20 protein-coding genes are annotated in these 19391 nt (G+C 48.1%); 17 read left to right on the top strand and 3 right to left on the bottom strand.

The genetic code is table 11. The annotated features are described in order from the left end of the window. Positions 1–2: 2 nt before the first annotated feature. The 17 genes from M0Q40_04190 to M0Q40_04110 all read left to right on the top strand — a co-directional run bounded on the left by M0Q40_04190 (position 3) and on the right by M0Q40_04110 (position 13384). Positions 3–293 carry a KOW domain-containing RNA-binding protein gene (locus M0Q40_04190; protein MCK9221810.1) on the top strand — a complete coding sequence of 97 codons (291 nt, stop codon included), beginning with the start codon at positions 3–5 and terminating at the stop codon, positions 291–293. Continuing rightward, positions 293–514 (top strand): translation initiation factor IF-1, encoded by a 222-nt coding sequence (gene infA, locus M0Q40_04185; protein ID MCK9221809.1) that lies wholly within the window; start codon positions 293–295, stop codon positions 512–514. Before M0Q40_04190 ends, infA begins: the two co-directional genes overlap by 1 nt. Before the next feature lie 25 nt (positions 515–539). Further along, entirely contained in the window at positions 540–653 is a 114-nt protein-coding gene (gene rpmJ / locus M0Q40_04180) for a 50S ribosomal protein L36 (protein MCK9221808.1), read from the top strand. A gap of 26 nt (positions 654–679) precedes the next feature. Continuing rightward, positions 680–1075 (top strand): 30S ribosomal protein S13, encoded by a 396-nt coding sequence (gene rpsM / locus M0Q40_04175; protein ID MCK9221807.1) that lies wholly within the window; start codon positions 680–682, stop codon positions 1073–1075. Between the two features lie 33 nt (positions 1076–1108). Further along, positions 1109–1504, top strand: a complete 396-nt coding sequence (gene rpsK, locus M0Q40_04170) for a 30S ribosomal protein S11 (GenBank protein MCK9221806.1) — start codon at positions 1109–1111, stop codon at positions 1502–1504. Between the two features lie 31 nt (positions 1505–1535). Then, the gene (rpsD, locus tag M0Q40_04165; GenBank protein ID MCK9221805.1) at positions 1536–2162 is read left to right on the top strand and encodes a 30S ribosomal protein S4; all 627 of its coding nucleotides are present in this window, start codon (positions 1536–1538) and stop codon (positions 2160–2162) included. Positions 2163–2238: 76 nt separating this feature from the next. After that, the gene (locus M0Q40_04160) at positions 2239–3180 is read left to right on the top strand and encodes a DNA-directed RNA polymerase subunit alpha (protein ID MCK9221804.1); all 942 of its coding nucleotides are present in this window, start codon (positions 2239–2241) and stop codon (positions 3178–3180) included. A 16-nt stretch (positions 3181–3196) separates the two neighbouring features. Then, entirely contained in the window at positions 3197–3541 is a 345-nt protein-coding gene (gene rplQ, locus M0Q40_04155) for a 50S ribosomal protein L17 (GenBank protein ID MCK9221803.1), read from the top strand. 93 nt (positions 3542–3634) lie between these two features. Continuing rightward, positions 3635–4465: an energy-coupling factor transporter ATPase gene (locus M0Q40_04150; GenBank protein ID MCK9221802.1), complete on the top strand. Its 831-nt coding sequence runs from the start codon at positions 3635–3637 to the stop codon at positions 4463–4465. Continuing rightward, positions 4450–5331: an energy-coupling factor transporter ATPase gene (locus M0Q40_04145; GenBank protein MCK9221801.1), complete on the top strand. Its 882-nt coding sequence runs from the start codon at positions 4450–4452 to the stop codon at positions 5329–5331. The genes M0Q40_04150 and M0Q40_04145 overlap by 16 nt, the downstream gene beginning before the upstream one ends. After that, the gene (locus M0Q40_04140) at positions 5321–6133 is read left to right on the top strand and encodes an energy-coupling factor transporter transmembrane protein EcfT (protein MCK9221800.1); all 813 of its coding nucleotides are present in this window, start codon (positions 5321–5323) and stop codon (positions 6131–6133) included. Before M0Q40_04145 ends, M0Q40_04140 begins: the two co-directional genes overlap by 11 nt. A 14-nt stretch (positions 6134–6147) precedes the next feature. Then, entirely contained in the window at positions 6148–6900 is a 753-nt protein-coding gene (gene truA / locus M0Q40_04135; GenBank protein ID MCK9221799.1) for a tRNA pseudouridine(38-40) synthase TruA, read from the top strand. A gap of 194 nt (positions 6901–7094) precedes the next feature. Continuing rightward, entirely contained in the window at positions 7095–7511 is a 417-nt protein-coding gene (rplM, locus tag M0Q40_04130; protein MCK9221798.1) for a 50S ribosomal protein L13, read from the top strand. Between the two features lie 25 nt (positions 7512–7536). Next, complete coding sequence (gene rpsI, locus M0Q40_04125) at positions 7537–7929, top strand: 30S ribosomal protein S9 (GenBank protein ID MCK9221797.1); 393 nt, start codon at positions 7537–7539, stop codon at positions 7927–7929. A 488-nt stretch (positions 7930–8417) separates the two neighbouring features. Next, on the top strand, positions 8418–12116 hold the full coding sequence (locus tag M0Q40_04120; protein ID MCK9221796.1) for an Ig-like domain-containing protein: 3699 nt from the start codon (positions 8418–8420) through the stop codon (positions 12114–12116). A gap of 45 nt (positions 12117–12161) precedes the next feature. Beyond that, positions 12162–12983, top strand: a complete 822-nt coding sequence (locus M0Q40_04115; GenBank protein MCK9221795.1) for a hypothetical protein — start codon at positions 12162–12164, stop codon at positions 12981–12983. An 11-nt stretch (positions 12984–12994) separates the two neighbouring features. Next, positions 12995–13384 (top strand): HIRAN domain-containing protein, encoded by a 390-nt coding sequence (locus M0Q40_04110; GenBank protein ID MCK9221794.1) that lies wholly within the window; start codon positions 12995–12997, stop codon positions 13382–13384. 24 nt (positions 13385–13408) lie between these two features. Here M0Q40_04110 and M0Q40_04105 read toward each other — a convergent pair whose 3' ends face one another. From M0Q40_04105 to M0Q40_04095, 3 genes are read right to left on the bottom strand one after another with little or no spacing between them, the layout of a single operon-like run. Continuing rightward, complete coding sequence (locus M0Q40_04105; protein MCK9221793.1) at positions 13409–15133, bottom strand: phosphodiester glycosidase family protein; 1725 nt, start codon at positions 15131–15133, stop codon at positions 13409–13411. 22 nt (positions 15134–15155) lie between these two features. Next, the gene (locus M0Q40_04100) at positions 15156–16250 is read right to left on the bottom strand and encodes a hypothetical protein (protein ID MCK9221792.1); all 1095 of its coding nucleotides are present in this window, start codon (positions 16248–16250) and stop codon (positions 15156–15158) included. After that, positions 16237–19380, bottom strand: a complete 3144-nt coding sequence (locus tag M0Q40_04095; protein ID MCK9221791.1) for an efflux RND transporter permease subunit — start codon at positions 19378–19380, stop codon at positions 16237–16239. The genes M0Q40_04100 and M0Q40_04095 overlap by 14 nt, the downstream gene beginning before the upstream one ends. Between the last annotated feature and the right edge of the window lie 11 nt (positions 19381–19391).

Below are 19391 nucleotides of genomic sequence, written 5' to 3'. Positions count from 1 at the left end.
CGATGCAGACGGTGCGTCTGGGTCAACTTGTCACGTCAACAGCAGGTAGGGATCGGGAGCGGTACTTTGTTGTGGTTGGTGTGGTAGACGAGCATTTCGTGGAGGTAGCCGATGGGAGTATGCGTTTAGTGGGGAATCCAAAAAGGAAGAACCTTAGGCATGTTAGGATCCATCGACATGTGGATACAGGATTGGCGGAGAAGCTGGCACAAGATCGTTCGAAGGTCACGGACGCTGAGATCGCTGAGGTTATAGATTATTTAAAAGCAGGGCAAGAGGAGGCGAGCAATTAATGAGTAAGGAAGATACGATAGAAGTTGTTGGAACGGTGATCGAACCCTTGCCTAATGCGATGTTTCGAGTGGAATTGGATAATGGGCATAAAGTTCTTGCCCATATTTCTGGCAAGATGCGGATGCACTTCATTAAGATTCTACCGGGGGATAAGGTCACCGTTGAATTGAGTCCTTATGATCTTACTCGAGGTCGCATAGTGTACCGCACCAAGTCATAGGATTGCCGGAAATGGAGGGATGAACATGAAAGTACGTGCATCTGTAAAACCTATATGCGAGAAATGCAAGATTATTAAGCGCAAGGGAAGGATTCGAGTAATCTGTGAGAATCCCAAGCACAAGCAAAGGCAAGGCTAGGATTAGTTAGTAGGAGGTGAATGTGTATGGCACGTATTGCAGGCGTAGACCTACCTAGGGACAAGCGAGTTGAAGTAGGTCTAACGTATATTTATGGGATTGGGAGAAGTACGTCTCAACAGCTTTTGACTAAAGCAGGTATAGATTTTGATACCCGGGTACGAGACTTAACTGAGGAAGAGGTAGCCAAACTCAGAGAGCTTATTAACAATGAGGTTCTTGTCGAAGGGGATCTAAGACGGGAAGTTAACATGAATATCAAGCGGCTGGTGGACATCGGTTGTTATCGCGGTCACCGGCACCGAAGAGGCTTACCATTACGGGGACAAAGAACACGTACCAACGCGCGTACGCGCAAGGGTCCCAAGCGGACGGTTGGCATCAGAAGGACTAGGTCAGAAGGAGTAAGTCAGAAGCAGTAAGTAGCCGGAAGGTCGTAAAGGAGGGGAATGCAGATGGCTAAAGCGAAGAAGGTACGAAGGACTAGGCGCAGAGAACGGAAAAATGTGGTGCGAGGAGTTGCACATATCCGTTCAACTTTTAACAATACCATTGTTACAATTTCCGATCCGGAAGGAAACGTGATTTCATGGGCCACGTCGGGGAATGTTGGCTTTAAGGGGTCCCGTAAGGGCACACCCTTTGCAGCAGGTATGGCTGCGGAATCCGCGGCTAAAGCAGCCATGGAACATGGTCTACGTGAAGTCGAAGTCTATGTCAAAGGACCGGGGGCTGGCAGAGAAGCTGCTATTCGGCAGTTACAAGCTACAGGTCTTGAGATCACAGTGATTAAGGACGTAACACCAATTCCCCATAATGGGTGTCGTCCACCTAAACGGAGAAGGGTTTAACGCAAACAAGCAGGAGGTGCGTTTTAGACTAATGGCAAGATACACAGGACCCGTTTGTCGGCTGTGCCGACGTGAGGGCGAGAAGTTATTCTTAAAAGGCGACCGTTGCTATACTACAAAGTGCAGTATAGAGCGTCGTAGCTATGCACCGGGACAGCATGGTCGTAATCCTAGGAAGGTTACCGAATACGGACTGCACTTGCGGGAAAAACAGAAGTGCCGTCGTATCTATGGTATCCTCGAGCGGCAGTTTGAGAGGTACTATGATGAAGCATCCCGCGGTCGCGGAATTACCGGAGAAAACTTGCTCCAGCTTCTTGAATTAAGATTTGATAATGTGGTATACCGATTAGGATTTGGTGATTCAAGGAGCCAGGCAAGACAACTAGTGAGGCATGGGCACTTCACGGTTAATGGGAAGAAAGTCAATATACCATCTTATCAGTTAAAGGCCAACGATGTGGTTGCAGTACACGAGAAGAGCAAAGATAAGGATCTCATTCGGAGCAATATTGAAGCAGCCGCGGACCGGGGACTAGCTCAATGGTTAGAGCTGGATGCTGATAACATGGAAGGCAGAGTATTGGCTATCCCCACCCGGGAGCAAATTGATGTTCCGATTCAGGAGCACCTGATTGTTGAGTACTATTCGCGATAGGTGTCGAGAGAAAACGTATTGCAGGGCCAGGTTGTGAGCCGTGGCGGTGTACAGCCCGAAGGAGGGGGATGTATTAATGATTGAAATCGAAAAGCCCAAGATCGAAAAGCTAGAAGGAAACGGCAATTACGCGAAATTCTCGGTCGAACCCTTAGAGCGCGGCTATGGGATCACCCTGGGGAATTCTCTGCGACGCATTTTACTATCTTCCTTACCTGGGGCAGCAGTGACCTCTATTAAGCTAGATGGTGTGCTCCATGAGTTTTCCACTATTCCTGGTGTGCGCGAGGACGTTACGGATATTGTCCTAAATATGAAACAGGTTTTGGTGAAGCTGCACACCGATGGTCCAGTGACGGCACGCATTGATGTTAAGGGGCAGGCGGAAGTTACCGCTGGGGACATCATTGTAGGTAGTGATGTGGAGATCCTAAACCCAGAACTGCATATTGCCACCCTTGACGATGAGGGCGAGCTAACTTGTGAGCTTACCATTGAAAAAGGCAGAGGCTATCGCAGCGCAGATAAGAACAAAAAGGAAGGTCAGCCTATCGGTGTGATCCCCATTGACTCCATTTTTTCCCCAGTATCCAGGGTGAACTATACCGTGGAGCACACGAGGGTGGGTCAGGTTACAGACTACGACCGATTGGTGCTTGAAGTAAGTACCAATGGTAGCTTAACCCCGGAGGATGCAGTAGGTTTAGCAGCCAAGATCGTAGTGGAGCATATGCAGCTGTTTATGGGCCTTACTGATCAGCCCGATGAGATGGAGATTATGGTTGAGCGGGAAGATGATGAAAAGAGTCGTCTGTTAGAGCTACCGATAGAAGAACTGGAGCTATCAGTTCGATCCTACAACTGCCTGAAACGAGCAGGTATTAATACTATAGGTGAACTGGTCCGTAAGGATGAAGACGATATTATGAAGGTCCGAAATCTTGGAAAGAAGTCTTTGCAGGAAATCAAAGATAAGCTGAAAAAGGCAGGTTTATCCTTACGGTCCTCGGAGGAATGATTGGAGGTGGACTGACGTGCGAACAGGAAAACTAGGACGCACGAGTAGCCATCGCAAGGCGTTGTTTCGTAGTCTTGCTGTAGCGGTGATTTTGCATGAACGGGTGGAAACGACCCATACGAAAGCCAAGGCGGTTCAACCCTTTATTGAAGAAATGATCACCTTGGGTAAGCGCGGTGATTTGAGTGCTAGACGACAGGCTGCGTCTTTCTTACAAAACCCCAAGGCGGTAGGTCTTTTGTTTGATGAGATAGCCCCCAGATTTGCTGACAGACAGGGTGGTTATACCCGGATTGTGAAAACCAGTCGAAGACGGGGCGATGCTGCCGAATTGGCGATAATTGAGTTTGTAGAGGCTTAAGCTTCTAACCGCATATTAAAAGGGAAAGAGCCGCAGAGGGACACCTCTGCGTTCTCTACCTTCAAGGAGTGGATCTAAATCACGAACCATTTTATCACTGTATCGCATGTTACATATGCTTATGAAGAGCATGCCGATGTCAGTGTTGGATTTACTCCTGTCTTGGATGATTTGAGTCTTAACATTGACGTCGGTGAATATGTAGCTATCATTGGTTCTAATGGTTCTGGAAAATCAACCCTTGCCCGTCATCTAAACGCACTTCTTATTCCCGCCGAGGGGGAAGTCCTGATCAATGGACGTTCAACGAAGGATCCTGAGGCGATTCGGGAAATTCGTTCCACTGTGGGCATGGTGTTCCAAAACCCCGAGAACCAGCTCATTGCCTCAACGGTGGAAGAGGATATCGCCTTTGGTCCAGAAAACCTTGGGGTACCGCCAGAGGAGATCGGAAGACGGATCGAAGAGAGTCTGCAGGCTGTGGGAATGCTAGATTACCGGCATCGTCTACTTCATGAGCTTTCCGGAGGCCAGAAACAGCGGATAGCCATCGCGGGGATTCTTGCCATGCGGCCGAGGTGTCTTGTCTTGGATGAGCCTACCGCGATGCTGGATCCGGGTGGGCGTTCCGATGTATTGAGGATCATTGAGGAACTTAACCAACAGGGAATTACCATCATTCTCATCACCCATTTCATGGAAGAGGCGGCGAGAGCCGAGCGGATCATCGTGTTGGAACGAGGAAGGATCAGAAAAGATGATTGTCCCCGGAAGATCCTGTACGACACCGAACTACTAGATAGTTGTGGGCTGGCTTCGCCCCCAATAGTTAAACTATCGCACTTATTGAGGCATAAGGGTGTTTCAGTGGGTGATGTAATCGACGTTGAAGAAATGGTGAACGCTCTATGTCAATATCGCTAAAAGATGTCAATTACGTCTATGATGCAGGTAGTGAACGGGCAGTTCCAGCTTTGTCCCAGATTAACCTTACAGTCCAGCGGGGCGAAATCCTTGGTATCCTAGGACCAACAGGCTCCGGCAAATCCACGCTAATTCAGCATTTCAACGGTCTATTAAAACCTACGTCAGGTTCTGTGGAGGTAGACGGCCAAGGGCTATGGACCAAGGGGACGAGTCTCACGAAGATTCGGCAGATGGTCGGTGTGGTCTTTCAGTACCCAGAGCACCAGCTTTTCGAGGAGACCGTTTTCGCGGATGTATCCTTTGGCCCTCGGAATTTAGGACTGGATGAGTCCCAGCTAAAAGAGAGGGTGGAGACCGCCTTACAACAGGTGGGACTAGAGCCCGAGCTTTGGTATCGTTCTCCCTTCGCATTGAGTGGGGGCCAGAAAAGACGTGTGGCCATCGCCGGTGTTCTTGCCACTGAGCCAAGCTACCTCATCCTTGATGAACCAACCGCTGGTCTTGATCCTGCCGGACGCAGGGGATTACTTAAACTACTTCAGACATTGCATCAGACCCGGGACATTGGTATAGTGTACGTATCCCATAACATGGAGGAGCTGGGTATGCTTGCCACAAGACTTGTGGTTCTCCATGAAGGACGAATTGCTATGGAAGGAACCCCAGCTGAGGTTTTTGCTCAGGGGGAAAAGATCCGAAGTCTAGGTCTAGATATTCCTCAGATTGTGGATCTAAGCTACCGATTGCAGAATCTTGGTTGGCCCATTAATGGTGGCGTGTTTCAGGCGGAAGAGTGTGCCCAGGAGATCCTAAAGGGACTGGATGGAAGTTTTGGTGCCAGCGGCGGTGGTGATGGAGATTAGCGAGGTTTTTAGTTTTAGAAATATAACCCTGGGACAATATATCCCGGGTGAGACAATCATTCATCGGTTAGACCCGCGAGCCAAACTTGGTGCTATGCTGATGATCATCATTGGCTTGTTCTTAATTAATAACCTGTGGGGTTACTTGTGCGTGGCTGGACTCCTTTTGTTGGTGATCATGTTAGCTCGTATTCCCTTATCCAGAATCATCCGTGGCCTGAAACCGGTACTTTTTATCATGCTTTTCACCTTCGTTTTGCACTTGTTTTTCAGTGAGGGAACTGCTTTATGGCACCTTGGGCCCTTGACGGTTACTAAAGAAGGCATTCTACGGGGGACGGAAATGGTTGCGCGACTGATTTTACTCGTGATTAGTGCCTCCTTGCTGACTCTAACCACATCTCCGTTGGCACTTACTGATGGTCTAGAAATGCTCTTGGCACCAGGTCAACGCATTGGTCTGCCAGCTCATGAACTGGCCATGATGATGACTATCGCTCTCAGGTTTATTCCGACTCTTATGGAAGAGACGGAGAAGATTATGAAAGCACAAATGGCCCGGGGTGCAAGCTTTACCGAGGGGAATCTGGTAAGAAGAGCGAAGAGCCTACTACCAGTTCTAGTTCCCCTTTTTGTAAGCGCCTTCCGTAGGGCGGAGGATTTGGCAGTAGCCATGGAAGCACGGGGGTATGTTGGAGGCGAGGGAAGGACACGGTTTAAGCAGCTCGAATTCAAGTGGGCTGACTGGATTGCCCTCGGGCTGACCCTAGGTACATTGGGGATCGTCGTGATCATCTGGTAATGGTGGGGCAGAGAATGCGAAACATCGCGATGTTAGTTGAATACTGCGGGTCCAGTTTCTACGGGTTCCAGATTCAAGCCCAGGGACCCACGGTCCAAGGAACCCTAACCGATGCGCTTAAGATACTGACCGGGGAGGATGTCGGGGTGATCGGTGCGGGACGTACCGACTCTGGGGTTCATGCTTGGGGACAAGTGGTCAATTTCCATACCACTTCAGGAATTCCTGGGGAGCGTTTTTCCTACGCCCTAAATAGACTATTACCGCCTGGGCTTAGGATACGGAGGTCATGGGAGGCACATCCCGATTTTCATGCATGCTTTTCTGCAGTGGGAAAAACCTATGAGTACTGGGTCTATGTCAGCACCCAACCTTCTGCATTGTGGCGGGATAGAGCTTGGTTTTTGAATCGCTCCCTAGATGTGCGCTTGCTTAATGCAGCCTTACCTTACCTGACCGGGGAACAAGATTTCACCTCCTTTTGTGCCAGTAAAAGCAGTGTTAAAACCTTTGTGCGACGTGTGGATCGATTGGAGGTAGAAGAGCGGATACTGCCGGGTGATTACCCTTTGGTTGTTTTTTCAATTACGGCTAATGGTTTCTTATACAAGATGGTGCGTAACATCATTGGTACGTTAGTCGAAGTGGGATTACAACGAAGGGAGCCTGGGGATATGGAACAAATCCTCAAGGCCAAGGATCGGAAGATGGCCGGGGCCACAGCACCTGCTTGCGGTTTGTACCTCAAAGAGGTCTACTATGGGTAACCAGGACCTAACGGCATTATCCCAGTGGACGCTAGATTGATGCTTGACAGTCTCTAACGTGTGTATTAGAATGGACAATGTCGGTTTATCAGGCAGTGCATTTTGCTCCGGATGTTGGTCCTAGCCCCGCCCGTATCTGGACTGATGCAGCCTAGTTTGGCACGAGGGGTGACACCAAATTGAGTAAGACCTATATGGCCCGACCAGCGGAAATCACAAGGCAATGGTATGTAGTGGATGCCAAAGGTAAGACCTTGGGTCGGTTAGCGACACAAGTAGCTAGTATTCTTAAGGGTAAACATAAGGTGATATATACGCCCCATATAGACGTGGGCGATCATGTAATAATCACGAATGCCCAGGATATCGTCTTGACGGGCAACAAGAGGGAAAATAAGGTATATTATAGGCATACCGGGTATCCCGGTGGTCTACGGACTGTGACTGCTGCCGAAGTGTTGGAGAAGAATCCTGAGCGGGTTGTTAGAGCAGCTGTATGGGGCATGCTTCCCCACAATCGGTTGGGCAGACAGATGTTTAGAAAGCTCAAAGTCTATGCAGGACCGGAGCATCCACATCAGGCGCAGCAACCGAAAGAGTTAGACATCTGACCTAGGGGAGGTGTACAACTTGGCGATAGTGAAGCAATACTATTACGGTACGGGCCGCAGAAAGTGTTCTGTAGCGCGGGTACGTGTAATTGAAGGCGGCGGTAATATTGTAGTTAACGATAAGGATATTGTAGACTACTTTGAGCGCCCAGTTCTGCAGACCATTGTTCGTCAGCCATTAGCGGTTACAGGAACGGAAGGAAAGTATGACGTTTTTGTCACAGTTAACGGAGGCGGTTTCAGTGGCCAGGCAGGTGCTGTTCGCCATGGTTTGGCAAGAGCATTAATTGATGCAGATGAAAACTACCGTCCTGTTTTGAAAAAGGCGGGTTACCTTACTCGTGATCCACGGATGAAGGAACGAAAGAAGTACGGCCTGAAAAAAGCGCGGAAAGCGCCGCAGTTTTCAAAACGGTAATAGTAGTAAAGCTGTCAAGATTAAAGAGAGGTGCACACCTCTCTTTTTTGTTCTCCTAGGCCTTTCTAAGAGTGGTCAAGCACCCTAGCTATACCCCTTACATCTTACCCGCAAATTAAGAGCTCCCTGTTTTGAACCATATTATACGCCCGCACATATTAGTCCTACTAGTGTTGATATGACCAGCATGCTTTCAGATCCATGTGGTTGCTTCGGGTCGCGTTGGTAGGTAGATACGGTCAGAGGGCGGCTATCGAAAAGCGAAGCAGGACTATCCAAGGAGGAACTGGAAACTAATAAGGGAGAAGCTCCCTATCATGGATTAGTCGGGTAGGGGGGTATACAAGCCTGCTAACAGATGGGGCAAGGATTCGTATAGATAGCCGGCTCTCACGGGAATATTCGCGGAGCAGGTCATAGGATTGGAAAGGTCTTGTACTGGAAGGGAGGGAACCGGGGGCTTGCCACGTTTGGGGGGGTAAGTCTCGGTGAACGGATTGGCCAAGGAGGAGAGTAAGTGGTGGAGATGGGTGCTTCTTGTCTTGGTTGTCGTGGGTGTATTAGGTGCTGATGACGGGTGTGTGAGTCTTGGGTTACCCCGGCTTATTGGTACTGGAGCCTTGGAAGAGCCAGTGGGATTTGCCCCAGGACAGATGCTGCATACGATTTACACCGTAGAAGAAAATGGCAATGACTTCTGGATTGATAGGATGCTAGCACGGTACGGTAAGGACCCTGCGGGGGACTATTTACTTACCAAAGGCAGGACTGTATACATGCGGTCCCATAACCCCGCTGTAGTAGGATTTGGGGGTGACCTTGCCTATATTGATGGCTTGGGGAAAGGTGCCTATTCCATCACATTCGCGCCCAGCTTCTTTACTGAAGATGTTAATGACCGGGCGAGCTTTCCGAGTCATTGGAGAAGTACATACAATAGCCGGACGGGTGTTACGGTTACCGTAAAGAAGTTTATCACCGAGCAGAACGTGGCGGTTACGGTGCTTGGGTTTACGAATAATACCGAAGAGACGCAACGGTTGCAGATGACGGTGCGCTCGCCCCTAGTATCCACAACCACGGAAGGGGAACTTAGAGGAGAGTTTGCCGCTCCGAGGAACTTGACTATGGTCCAGACAAGGCTCTTTGGGGAGGGGCTTGTGCCGGTGGGCCAGCGGTTAGTGGGACAGATAGTCTTAGAGCCCCATCAAACAGTGGAGACCAAGGTCCTTATGGGCTTTATTACTGAGGAGATCCCTGAATCCAAAGAGGAATACGAAGAATATAAGGCCTATGATGCGCATACAGCCTTTTCGACTCATGTTAACTCTTACAATCGTTGGTGGGTGGACAATGTCCCCTATATTGATGTACCGGACCCGTATATCAAGAAAATGGCCTATTACCGCTGGTGGATTGTCAGGTACAATACCTGCGATGCCGATTTACCCGGTTATAGCTATATGTTTCCAACTTTTATGGAGGGCGTTTTAGGGTATAACAATGCCATCACCAATGCGCTGCCCTGGCAATTAGATGAAGGTCGCTACCTACGTTCCCCCATTTATACCTACGGGACTTGGCTTACTCTAGGACAAACCTCGGGTGGTGGTGCCTTCAGGGACAATCCTGGAAGCCCCCATTGGGGAAGACGTACCGGTTCACAATACGTCTCCAAGGCGGGATGGGAGACCTATAAAGTCCATGGGGGTGGGTCAGAGATTCTGCAGGTGTTTGCAGAATACGGTGAGCAGGATTTCTATGACACTTTAAGACTGTACGACAGAAACGGCAATTATCTAACGGAGAACCAGTACGATGCCTGGGATGCGGATACTACTTCTCTATTCTACAGTAATGTCCAAGAACGCCTCGACAGTGCTTACCCTTATGCCAACGGCCTAGCGGTATCTAGAATGTACCGCTATTTGGGAAATGAGACGAAGGCCGATGAATTGGCAGAAGTGGCCGGGAAGATGCAAAAGGCCTTGATTGATTTCCTGTGGGACCCCGAGTCAAAGCTATTTCTGCATAGGGACATCAGCTCTAATGCCTTCGTTCCCTGGAAGGAAATCAACAACTATTATCCCTTTACCATGGAGATGGTTCCAAAGGATGACTCCGTTTACAGAGAGGCTTTAAGGCTATGGGGAGATCGGTCTGGATTTGTTATTTGGCCGGCCTATGTTAGTAATGTGAAGGATTACCACGCGGCAAAGGCTGCAGGTTGTGGTATCAGTCGTAACTTTGCACCTGCGCCTACCGGCGTAACCCTCTCTTTTCTTGCTAGGGTGATTAAGGAATATCCTTCGGAATACATCTCGGTCGATATGTTCAAGGAGCTTCTATACTGGTACACCTTTGCCTTGTACGTAGACGGTAATGGAGATTACCCAGATGCTAATGAATTTTTCAGTGACTGGGATAATGGTCAGATCGGATATCGGTCGTGGATACATCATAACTTTCATTCCAAGTACAACGTGTTTCTGATTGAAGATATCGCCGGATTAACACCCCGAACCGACACTAAACTGGAGCTATATCCTATCGATATTGGCTGGGATCATTTTGCTATAGATAACCTTAGGTACCACGGTGTCGACCTAACAATTGTATGGGATAGACCCGATGATGGAAAACAGTACTACCAGGATGTTCCCGAGGGATATTCCGTGTACGTTAATGGGACCAGGAGCTTTACGGTGGATAGCCTTGTACATCTTATCTGGGACTCAGAGGAAGGGAGAATTAGCTTTCTAGATCAACATGCCGAGATTAGCTACAATAGACCCTATCCCCTGAAAAGTGCCCTTGAGGTAAGCTGCACAAATGACAGACTGGCATCGTTCTTTGGGCTAATCGGCGTTGACCTTTCTAAAGAGAAAATGACTAATCTGGCATTACGGACCGATGGAGCCTACCCTAAGCATACGGCATCGTGTAATCAAAACCGGGTCTTCGGTGCCGTAGATGGCAGTACCACAAGTGAACCTAAATGGACCACCCAAGGCTCATCACGTAGACAAGACTGGTACCAGATTGATTTTGGTGTTAACACTGTCTTTGATACGGTAAAACTCTACTTCTTCAATGATCAGGCTAACATCATTCCTCCCCTAAGTTACAAGATTCAGTACTTTGATGGAGAGAAAGATACCTGGCTAGATGTATTCTGCGAGCATAAACAGCCGGAAACACCAAGGGGCCTTCTTAACACCGTGACTTTTGCACCGGTAGTCTCCAAAAGGCTGAGAGTGTTGCTCATAAATCCCGAGGGTGTTTCGGTTGGGCTTACTGAAATCCAGGTATTTAACCAAAGCGGTAGCAGCCCAACCTTACCAAGTGTTCTCGTAGAGGAAATCGCCATAGAGCAGACAAAAGCCTCAGATATTGTTTTTATCGGTATGCCGGTGCAGATGCAGGTGACCGTATCACCGGCTAATGCCTCCAATGAGCAAGTGAGGTGGTCTGTAATCGTTCTAGATGGAGAGGCCGAGATTGGACCTACTGGCCTACTAACAGGTAGGTCTGTGGGCCAAGTGAAAGTCATGGCGACAGCCATGGACGGCTCTGGGATCACAGCAGAACGGATAGTGACTGTTAGTGATGCCCTCACTGTCTTAGTACGGGAAGCCAGTGGAACCTTAGACCTTGGACAACTGCAAGCAAAGGATTGGATCCATTTGGGAGGAGAGAACCAAGGGCATCCTGCACTGCCCGGTTTCTCCCATATGCCGACTAACCGTGCCCTCGGCAAGGATCTAATCACCTTCACCGAGTTAGGTAAGGGGAGAATAGGCCTGCAAGACGATAATTCTGTCAGTGTGTCGTGGACGGGGGGAACGCCCCGTCGGGAGTATCGCAATTCATTAAGTGGAGGCGTCTTCCATGATCGCGGGCATGGCTGGCAAGCGGTAATACCTGCCACCGATAGTATCCAAGAGGTGTGGGTTTATGCTGGGGGCTGGCGGGCAAAGGCTGACTTAAGGGTATCGTTGAGCGACGCTAAAGAGTCGGACTATCTACTTGTCTGCGACAATCCGGAGGGACACTTCAATAAGTTGTATGTTATTCGGTTTAGGGCCACTGAAGGGGATCAGGTTTTGACCATCACCAATACCGTGGACACAATGTACGATCACTGGGGGAACATTTGTATCAATGCCATAGTACTTTTAGATTAGGGTGGGACTTCACCCCTTGTAATGCCCTGAGGAAGGAGGGGGAATATGTCGGGGCTAATCATGAACCCTGAATACGAAGCAGTCCTCAATGAGTATACCCGGCTGCAAAGACAACTTGCTGTCATTATCGAGCACAGAGCGGATCTAATTTACCATCAGGCGACCAGACTGAAGACCGAGTACATCATGAAGATTGGGACACTTGAATACGACCTGTTTCAATTAGAGTGTGATATCGCACGGACTAGGCGGAAGATCCAGATGGTTCAAGCATGCATTAACCAGCAAGTTTCATTTAATCAACGGCAACTGGAACAACAGCTCGATCAAGAATATGAGGAATACATGGAACGCCTCAAGGAAATGGCAGCGGAAATTGATCTGGCAGACTACCTTAATGAGTGTCCTAAGCTAAGTCAAGAGGAGACCGCAGAGGTTAAGAAGCTCTATCGCTCGATTGTCAAGGTACTTCATCCTGACATAAACCCAAGCTTGACCGATGAGCAAAAGGCCCTTTGGAACCAGGCCACCGATGCATATTGCACCGGTAATGTCGAGATGTTAGGGGTACTCTCCGAACTGATTTTGCAGGGTGAGTCGTCATCTAATGGCAGCCTCAGTGCCGTTGAAGAACTAAAAGAAAAGATCCGGCTATTGGAAAAGAGAATGAAGGATTTGCTACTGGAAATCGAGAAGATAAAACAAATATTTCCCTTTAACCTTAGTGACTTCCTCCGGGATGCGGAGCAAATAAAACATAAGCAAGGGGAGTTACGTTCGGCAATTGAGCAAGCCAAAAAGACACTAGAGGAACTGCGGCGATATCTGACAGTATTGATTCTCAGCGCAAATACGTGCCAGAATTGAGTTGAGAAAGAATGAGTAACATTGCAAAATCCGATGGTGGACTTCTAATTAGCTTGATCGGTGCAAAGGGCAGTCTTGCCAAGCCCTTCTCCCGGGAAATATTCCTAGTTGAGACCCATGTTGCAGGGACTTCCTATGTAGATAACATCGACGATATTGAGGAAAAACTCATCCCAGGAACCAAACTCCACTTTTTCCGGGAGCCGGAGAACATCTACGATAATCTGGCTATTGTGATCAAAGACACAGAAGGGAATAAGGTGGGATATCTGCCTAAGGAAACGAATCAGATCATCGCGCGTCTAATGGATGCGGGGAAGCTTATCTATGGAGTTGTAGAAGATAAAGAGCGATTCGGCAAATGGGTTAAGATCACGATACAGGTCTATCTGCAAGACTAAAGGAAAGAGGCAGCGATGGTTATTCTACGGAACAATCTGCCATTTCGTGGAAGGCTTTCTCTGACTGTCAACTCCAGCTAGCACCTCCCCGAAGTAAATAGTATCAAGACTTCCCCTGGTTAAGGCGGGCATCACTACGCTTAGGGCCGTAAGTGTCTCAGGTTGTAGCGTATCAGGGATATTGGCCATGATGTACATCCAACCAGTCCAGTCTATGGAATCCGCCAAGACTAGGCGGTGCGGCTCGCCATTAATATCCAGTATTACTGCCTCAATGGGGAAGGATGCTTCCTGTTCACTGTAAACCCAGACCCCAAGTTGTTTTATTCCGCCCGGTAACTTGACTGGCGTCTCCGGCATTAAAGAGATCTCCCGGCGCCGTAGGGTAGTTGATGTGCTGAAGGTCAGTTTTGCTGCTGGTGGGGTTGTACCATCTTCAAAGGCAGGTCCCTGGGTAATATCCAAGGACCCTAGATGTGATTCCGGAGTAGAGACTATCTTAAATGAACCTTGCTCAAAGGTAGTAAGGGAATAGGTAGCATATCTAGGAGCAACGGATACCCAAACATCAGCCCGACTCAAGATAGTTGTTGGAACGCTGCCAAGGGCGAGGGCAACGGGAACTGCCCGTTGAGTGTTGCCGGGTAAGGTATTAACCACCATTGCTCGGCCCATTGGTTGACGCAGTACCATTGTCGAGGACCCGCCTCCATCAAAATTGAGGGCAGAGTGAAGACCTATTGTTTTTAGTAGTTGCGCAAGCTGATCTAAAGTCAATCCATAGCTTACCTGGGAACGGCCATCTACGACAACGAGCGTCAGTGTAGTACCTTGTTTATTCAATCCCACAGCAGTTCTCGGGTTAGGGCCATTGAGCCAATCGGGAAAGTCCCTTTGTACGACCCCATCTTCGATGAGCATGGGATATCCACAGACAGCTAGCTGTAGATTGTCTGGTCCATCAAAGGATTGTTGGATTAAGACCTCGGTACCAAGTCGGGCCTGTTCACGGAGCTCATCCCCGGTGGTACCAAAGGCTAGCAGGTAAATAGCTTCTTTATTAACCGTGATCCCAAGCGGATCCGGCTGGATATCACTGACTAGGTTATCTAGGACAGTTATGGCTAGGTTTGCCTGCTGTACAATGTTTTGGGGCAGTTTAGTACCCCACATCCAGTTATACATTACCAGCCCCTCGGAGGGAATATGAATGTCATTTAATGTTGCAATGGGATACACTTGGTTAATTGCCGGAATGACTAGTTCGCCATGCCACGACCAATAACCGATATAACCCTTGCCCGCATTATCCCAGCCAAAGCATGGTCGTTTAAGTTCAGGGTTATCGCTTTTAATGATAACGCTGTCCTTGATCGCTAGTCCCACCGGAGATTGAGTAGAGGAAATGTAAAAGAAGTCACTATTACACGCGGCTACGATATCCCTTTGTTGCTCCACCATGCTTGTAATTGTGCGGGGTCTAGTCAAGACATTATCCCCTAGTAACAGATCCAGACTGATATTTCCATTACTTAGGTCTACCTGCATGATATGGATCAGCAAAGGACGAGGGGTAGCTTGTTCAAGCCGATAGAGAACGATACCATCATAGGGGGTATGTTCTACCGTTAACTGAGAAGATGTCATAAAAGGTAGAGCGGCAATTGCGGAAAGATCAAGAGCCCAGACCGGATCTTGAGGAATTAATAATCCGCACACAAGAGTCAAGGCGACTAGAAATCTGCGCAATGCTACACTCCCCTTTGCTTAACTAAAAACTCTGGGATAGGGTGATCTGTAGTTGTCCGTCTTCGGCCCGCTGTAGTCTAATGTTAGTATTCTGATCTATGCGGTTTAGATCAAGCTGGATGAAGTTGATCTTGCCTAGTTGATCTAAAGACGAAATGAAAAGCAAGTTGATGGTCTCCCGATCACTCAAACGTCTTTCGTAGGAGACGGCTGCCTGTCCTAATTGAGGGTCAAAACCCTTATTTGAGATATTGCCAGCAGCAGTCATAAGCCCCACGTGGAATCTTCTTACATGTCCTAAACGCAGTGAATAGTCCATCTGAAGAACCGGTAGTAGCTTACCCTCGGCATTTAATGCTCCGAGCCGTCCGGTAAAACGGGACACCGTGTTTTGAGTAGTTAATGTAAACTGAGATCCGACCAATATCCGCAGTTCCCGTTGGGCATTATCTCCGATGCTAAGCCGCCAACTGATATTACCAATATTTGTTTGGGTCTTATCCTTGCGTATTCGACCCTCTAGATCAACCCAAAAAAACGGATCTGTATTGGGGACAATCAGACCTACGGAGCTGCCAATTCCGAAGAACTCGGATAAGGGGAGGCTCCAATTTGCCGAGCCAATTCCAGGCAAAGACTGCAGGGGGAAGCCACTCTCAATAAATCCAGTTCGTAGGGCGCCTGAATAGTTCCGAAAGGCGGCTTGTCCAGCTCCACCAATAAGGTATAAGGACGGTGGGGCCATCTGGTTGTACCCATCGGGGTTCCATTGTACATGGAAGTCTCCCTTAAGATCTATATAGCTAGTCACTCCGATAATCTTGTTCCAGTTAAGCTGCAGTCCGGTTACCGGCGCGATTGGTTCAATTCCCATGGTAGGTAGATTACTAACATGGAAGCGGAATACTGCATCCGAAGTCTTACCTTCGAAAAGGATACCGAGGAGATACTGGCCGATTGCCCCTGTTTTCTGGAGAAAGCCTAGGTTTAGTTCCCGCTCACTAATAACAAGACCAGTACCCTCTTGTCCTAATTCCTGGGCGCAACTGATCGCACTCAATAAAAAGATAAGGGTTACCGAAACCGCAAGAAACAGGGTAATTCTAACTTTTAACATGGGAACACTCCCCTTGTGTTGATTCGGCACTGGTCCTGATCAACGAGTTTTCAAAAAGATGGTATACCACCGGAATAACGAATAAGGTCATTACCGCGGATACAGATAGACCAAATACGACTGTGATGGCCAAGGGCTTTAGAACCTCGGCGCCATCACCAAAACCCAATGCTAGGGGAACCAAAGCCAAAATAGTAGTCAGGGAGGTCATTAGCACTGGCCTTAGCCGTGTACATGATCCTTGAAGGACACTATCCTTCAAGGAAAGGCCTTCTTCTCTGCGTAGATAGTTGATTTGATCAATTAGTACAATTCCGTTGTTTACTGCGATTCCGACGAGCATAATCATGCCGATTAACGATGGAACACCAATGCGACCTCCGGTCAGGTATAATCCAAAAAGGGAACCAATAGCAGCAAGGGGAACGGTGATCATGATAATCAAAGGGTGGGCGAAGGATTCAAACTGAGCGGCCATCACCATATACACTAAGACAACGGCCAAAATCAAGGCAAGCAATAATTCTCCAAAGGATTCCTGCACAATCTCCCATACACCGCCATGCTTAACCGCGTAACCAGGTGGTAAGTCCATGTTGGACACCAGTTTATCCACTGTAGTCATTGCTTCTCGCAGACCTATTCCATCAAGGGTTGCTGTGAGGGTCACGGCCCGAACCCGTTCTGTATGGTAAATATCCAACATTGATGAGGTCTCCGTTACATTGGCCACCCGATCAAATACCACATAGGACTGTCCATCTTTATCCTGTAGGGCCGATGCAATGCGATGCTTTGTTAAGGCATCATAATTGGTGGTTGGGTCATAGTCAGGACGTAAAACCACTGGAAGGGTACGTCCATTCAGCTGCAGATCTGTAATCTCTGCACCACCAATGGCATCGCGCATAGCTAGGGCAATATGTGTAGCCGTAACACTTCCTGATAAAGCCCGGAAAGGATTTACTTCAAAGAATAATTCCGGTTGTTGTTTATCTAAGGACGAGACAATGGTTCCAAAACCCGACTCAGATGCTAACGCGGTTTCCAATTCCTCTGTAATAGTAGTAAGGACCTCAAAATCTGGTCCGGAAATATCCAGTGTTACTATTTGCTTCATGCCCATATTGGCTCCAACAATATCGTGAATGACTTCAAAATTGGCGGTCTTGAAGGGAGCAAGGACCTTCTTGATTTCCTCTGCAACTTGGGCAGCACTTCTATTACGCTGGTTTTTTTCGCTCAGCATTACAGTTAGTTTTGCGGTGTTTACGGAGGCACCCCGTGCCGTTGAAAGGACATCATCTGCCCAAGAACCCACTAAAGATGCAATACTGGTAACCTCTGGAATGCTACGGATTTGCTCCTCCACCTGTGTGACAAGACTGTTGGTCTCATCTAGCGTTATTCCCGGTGGGAGCTCCATATTCACCATGAGCATACTCTGATCCATGGGGGGCAAAAACTCAACGTCAAAACGCAGCAGGGTTACTGCACTACAAACAAGCAATACGATGGCCAGCCCGATAATCAAAGGCTTATGGTTCACTGCCCATTCCAAGCCAGTTCGATATAGCCCATCTAGTTCTGCAAACCTACTCCGCTCAAACTGGATAGTTTTTGCCCGTCCGAAGATCTTAGATGCTAGCATTGGAATAGCAGTAAGGGCGACCAATAAGGATGCAACAAGGGCATAGGAAATTGTGATCCCCAGTTCCTTAAAGATCTCACCGGCTATGCCGCCCAAAAAGACTACGGGGATAAACACCGCCAACGTAGTTATGGTAGAGGCGGTAATGGCAGAAGCCACTTGATTCGTTCCCTGGATTACTGCTTCCTTTACCTTTTTGCCTTGTTGTAATTGCCGATAAATGCTTTCTAACACAACTATCGCGTTATCTACTAACATTCCAACCCCAAGGGCTAAGCCGCCCAGGGTCATTAGGTTCAAAGTTAATCCAGATAAGTACATGAGGAAAAAAGTAATCATAATCGAGAGGGGAATCGCCACCATAATACAGGCGATACTAGCAATACTCTGCAGAAAGGCAAAAAGAACAATTACTGCTAAAATAGCTCCTACTACCATTGTAGAACTAAGCCAGGAGATAGAGTCCCTAACGAAAAGCGACTGATCCTGTAGCGTAAAGAATTCCAGTTGGTGCGGAGATGTTTGTTTAATCCGTGCTAAAGTAGCATTGATCTCATCGGCTACCTGCACCGTGTTTTTCCCTGGCTGTTTATAAATACTCAACATAATAGCTGGTTTATCGTCAACACGACTATAACCTGTGACAGGTTTATACGCAACACCGACCTCGGCGATATGGTGTAAACGAAGCATTTTGGGGACCAAGGCTCCAAGGCCTTGGTTAAGCAAAGGATCTGCTTCTTGTTCCCCAATAATCATGTTTCGCAAGTCATCAATAGTCCTGTAATTGTTTCCCACCTTTGCCAAATAGCGGGTATCATCTTTTTCCACGGCACCAATGGGTAGAACAACATTTTGGGCCTGTAGGAGTAGCTTCAATTGGTCTGTGGTCAGCCCGTACTGCTGAAGTTTTTCCTGATTGTACTTAATGTAGATCTCTTCTTTGGCACCACCAGTTGCCGTTACACTTGCTACTCCCGGTATTCGCTCTAAAGCAGGGAGAAAGTCGTCAACAACGGCAGTAAGCTCCCCAGACTCTAAAGCCCCACTAACGCCCACCAACATCAATGGGGTTTGGTTTGGATCGACTAACATGATTAAAGGTGCCGAACTATTCGTGGGCAACTGGTAAGACAAACGATCTAAGCTGATCCGTACCTGATCCACCATTTTATCCAAGTCTGTGCCCCAATTGAACTGTGCCATGACCAAGGATACATTTTCTGTGCTGATTGATTCTAGTTTCCTTACATTAGGAATTGTGGACATGGCTTGTTCGATGGGAGTTGTGACCTCCTTTTCAACCGTTTCCGGGTTAGCCAGGGGGTAAAGGGTGGCAATTGTCATCATCGGTATGTTCAAATCAGGCAGAAGTTCTAAACCTAAGCGATCAAGACCGATTCCGCCGAAGATCAAGGCAGCGATAATGAGCATTGTCATTGTTACAGTACGCGAAACAGCAAAAGAAGGCAGTCTCATTAATATCCCTC

The sequence above is a fragment of the Limnochordia bacterium genome (assembly GCA_023230925.1).
In the GTDB taxonomy this organism is placed as follows: Bacteria; Bacillota; Limnochordia; order DUMW01; family DUMW01; genus JALNWK01.
Note: the sequence above shows the minus strand (reverse complement) of the source record. Positions and strands in the feature narration are given on the sequence as shown.

Excerpts from the sequence above, each read along its gene's own strand:
- M0Q40_04190 (MCK9221810.1), top strand. The coding sequence starts at position 3 with ATGCAGACGGTGCGTCTGGGTCAACTTGTCACGTCAACAGCAGGTAGG.
- infA (MCK9221809.1), top strand. The coding sequence starts at position 293 with ATGAGTAAGGAAGATACGATAGAAGTTGTTGGAACGGTGATCGAACCC.
- rpmJ (MCK9221808.1), top strand. The coding sequence starts at position 540 with ATGAAAGTACGTGCATCTGTAAAACCTATATGCGAGAAATGCAAGATT.
- rpsM (MCK9221807.1), top strand. The coding sequence starts at position 680 with ATGGCACGTATTGCAGGCGTAGACCTACCTAGGGACAAGCGAGTTGAA.
- rpsK (MCK9221806.1), top strand. The coding sequence starts at position 1,109 with ATGGCTAAAGCGAAGAAGGTACGAAGGACTAGGCGCAGAGAACGGAAA.
- rpsD (MCK9221805.1), top strand. The coding sequence starts at position 1,536 with ATGGCAAGATACACAGGACCCGTTTGTCGGCTGTGCCGACGTGAGGGC.
- M0Q40_04160 (MCK9221804.1), top strand. The coding sequence starts at position 2,239 with ATGATTGAAATCGAAAAGCCCAAGATCGAAAAGCTAGAAGGAAACGGC.
- M0Q40_04145 (MCK9221801.1), top strand. The coding sequence starts at position 4,450 with ATGTCAATATCGCTAAAAGATGTCAATTACGTCTATGATGCAGGTAGT.
- M0Q40_04140 (MCK9221800.1), top strand. The coding sequence starts at position 5,321 with ATGGAGATTAGCGAGGTTTTTAGTTTTAGAAATATAACCCTGGGACAA.
- truA (MCK9221799.1), top strand. The coding sequence starts at position 6,148 with ATGCGAAACATCGCGATGTTAGTTGAATACTGCGGGTCCAGTTTCTAC.
- rplM (MCK9221798.1), top strand. The coding sequence starts at position 7,095 with ATGGCCCGACCAGCGGAAATCACAAGGCAATGGTATGTAGTGGATGCC.
- M0Q40_04115 (MCK9221795.1), top strand. The coding sequence starts at position 12,162 with ATGTCGGGGCTAATCATGAACCCTGAATACGAAGCAGTCCTCAATGAG.
- M0Q40_04110 (MCK9221794.1), top strand. The coding sequence starts at position 12,995 with ATGAGTAACATTGCAAAATCCGATGGTGGACTTCTAATTAGCTTGATC.
- M0Q40_04100 (MCK9221792.1), bottom strand. The coding sequence starts at position 16,250 with ATGTTAAAAGTTAGAATTACCCTGTTTCTTGCGGTTTCGGTAACCCTT.
- M0Q40_04095 (MCK9221791.1), bottom strand. The coding sequence starts at position 19,380 with ATGAGACTGCCTTCTTTTGCTGTTTCGCGTACTGTAACAATGACAATG.